Genomic DNA, 2,639 nt, shown 5'->3' on the forward strand with positions numbered 1-2,639 from the left:
TGTCAAGGGCCATGAGCTTCTGCCCACCAGCGGCCAGGTTATCTGCCCGCTGGTGGCCAGCAAAAATGCCCGGATATGGCCATAAGATCTGCCCGCAAATATAGATTTGTGGTTGGCCATACTGGTTCGGTGTTTTAGCTCAGTTGCGCCACTCCCTTTCCTGCCAGGGCCTGGGTCAGCCTGACGGAATCTCCACTGGTCTGGCAGACATGGGCATGATGCAGCAGCCGGTCTACCGTCGCCGTTGCCAGCGTCTTGGGCATGAGCTCGTCGAAGCCTGCGGGGTGCAGATTGGAGGAAATCGCAATGGAGCGTTTCTCGTAGGCGGCATCCACGACCCGGTATAGCCCTTCGGCGGCGTCCGTTCCCACGGGCAGCAGCCCGATGTCGTCAACCACGACCAAATCGGCGCGCAGCACCCGGGTGACGGCTTTCGTGACGCTGTCATCGGTGCGATGGGCACGGATGAGCTGACCGAGGTCCTCGAGCCGGAACCAGGCCACGCGCAGCCCTTCCTCCACCGCCTGTTGGCCCAAGGCTTCAAGGAAGAAGGTTTTCCCGGTGCCGGAGGGCCCACAGACGACAAGGTTTTCCCCGCGCCGGATCCATTCCAGGGTCCGTAGGGCTTGCTGGGTAGGGGCTGGAATCGAGGAAGCGGCGGGGTCCCAGACATCGAAGGTTTTCCCGGTTGGGAACCCGGCAGCTTTGCGCCTCGTGGCGAGCATCGAGGCGGCCCGGCCACGGATTTCCTCGGCGAAGAGCGCTTTGATGACCTCGGTTGGTTCCCATCGCTGGGCGCGGGCGGTGGCGACGAGTTCCGGTGCCAGAGCACGGGCGTGGGGCATCTTCAAAGAACGCATCATGGCTTCAATATCCGCCGGCAGTGCCGCGGCGGTGGTGTTGAGTGGGTTCACGGCTTTACCTCGTTACGGGTGGTGGCGGTTGTGGTGGAGGTGATGGCGGCCCAGGCGCCGGTGCCCTGCGTCAGAGACGTCTCCTCGCTGGCGGCGTGGGTGGTGGTGCTGGTCCGGCCTGCCTGCAGGATTGAGGAAAGATCCCCGTGGGCGAAGCGGCCGTGGATCGCCGCGGTTCCCAGTGCCCGGTCAACATCAATGACACCGGCGATCTTCGCCAGCGAGACAGCTTCAGCCATTTTCTGGTTCATCCGTGAGGTGCCGACCACGGCGGCTTCCTTCAACCAGGCCACGGCGCCGCCGCCGATGGCCAGGAACTCCGCCTCGGCGCCGGTGCGGGCCCGTGGCGTGTAGTCCCCGGGGATCTTCTCCACATGTCCGGGGAAGTGCTCGTCGTTGATCGCCGGGCTTCCCGGGCGTGCCCTGCCGTGGCGGGCGACCTCCACCGGGCCGGCAGGAGTGTGGTTAACGATGATGACTTTCTCATCCGGGCCTGCACCGTGGGAGCGGACGAATACCCTCTGCCCCAACAAATGCGACGGGACGGAGTACATGGCGTTGTTGAACGTGACCATGGGCGTGTTCGGCGGCACGGTGCGTGCCAGCCCGAAGGAGACCGTGTGGGCGTCATCCGGAACCCGGTGCAGGCGCAGGACTTCCTCGGCGAGCATTACCGCCGGTTTACGCTTGGTCGCCCGGTGCTCACGGGCATTGATGTGCACCATGAACTCCTCACACGCGGCCTCCAGCTCGGCGAAGGAGCCGTACTCTTCGCGCAGGTTCGTGTCCCTGGGCACGATGTCGGCCTTAGCGACCTTCACCGCGTTCTCCACCCCGCCCTTGGAAGCTGGATCCGCCGGCTGGCACGTCAACACGGTCACCCCGTAGTAGCGGGCAAAATCAACGGTCTGCAGGTTCCTCACCGGCACCCCGGCCACATGCGAAACAGTCACCGTCTTTTCATTGTCGGTCAAAATGTAGGTTGGGGCCCCGCCAGCGATGCGGAAGCACCTATCCAGGGCGGCGAACACACTCGGTGCTGTCCGGTCCCGTAACGCGATGACAATCCGGAACCGCGACCAGGCCAGCCACGCCACGAACAACACCGTCTTCACCCCGTCAATATAGGGGCCATCTCCGAAATCATATTGTAGCCAGCCGCCAGGCTGGGTCACCCACGGCCGGTGCACGCGCACCCGCCCGAGCTTCCATGCGGCCTTGACCTGGGCCACGGCGCGGCGGGTGGAACGCTCCGAGCCTTCGTAGCCCATGCCTACCAGCTTCTGGTGGGTGACATCGGCCCGGATCCGGCCCCGCGTCTTATCCACGAGCTCCTCGATCACGGGCAGGTACTCGTCGGTGACCTTGTCCCGGGCCACTGGTTCTGCCATCGGTCGGCCGGCATTACGGGCTGCGATGTGCTTGGCAACGGTGTGGTGCGAGCAGCCAGCGAGCACGGCTGCGGCGCGAAACGACTGCGTGTGATCATACGCTTCAAGAATTTCCATGATTTCTCCGTCAGACTTCATACAGAGCCTCTTCCTGGTTTGGTTTGGTGCGACTAGACACCGACATCAAACCCCAGGAAGGGGCTCCCGCCGTTAACAACACGGCGATGCTAGAAAAAAGAGTGGGCAGATCTCATGGCCACCAATGGGCATTTCTACTGGCCATCAGTGGGCAGTTACGTGGCCGCCTATGGGCAGTTTTTCATGGCCGCTAACA

Annotated in this window: 2 protein-coding genes; both read right to left on the minus strand. The window is 63.5% G+C overall.

Features of this window, described 5'->3' with window-relative positions; translation table 11 throughout:
- Positions 1-134: 134 nt before the first annotated feature.
- Positions 135-914 (minus strand): IS21-like element helper ATPase IstB, encoded by a 780-nt coding sequence (gene istB / locus ACT3TS_RS19520; protein WP_444533192.1) that lies wholly within the window; start codon positions 912-914, stop codon positions 135-137.
- Positions 911-2,443: an IS21 family transposase gene (istA, locus tag ACT3TS_RS19525; protein ID WP_444533193.1), complete on the minus strand. Its 1,533-nt coding sequence runs from the start codon at positions 2,441-2,443 to the stop codon at positions 911-913. The genes istB and istA overlap by 4 nt, the downstream gene beginning before the upstream one ends.
- Positions 2,444-2,639: the final 196 nt, after the last annotated feature.

The organism is Specibacter sp. AOP5-B1-6 (assembly GCF_052376555.1).
Taxonomy (GTDB): domain Bacteria; phylum Actinomycetota; class Actinomycetes; order Actinomycetales; family Micrococcaceae; genus Specibacter.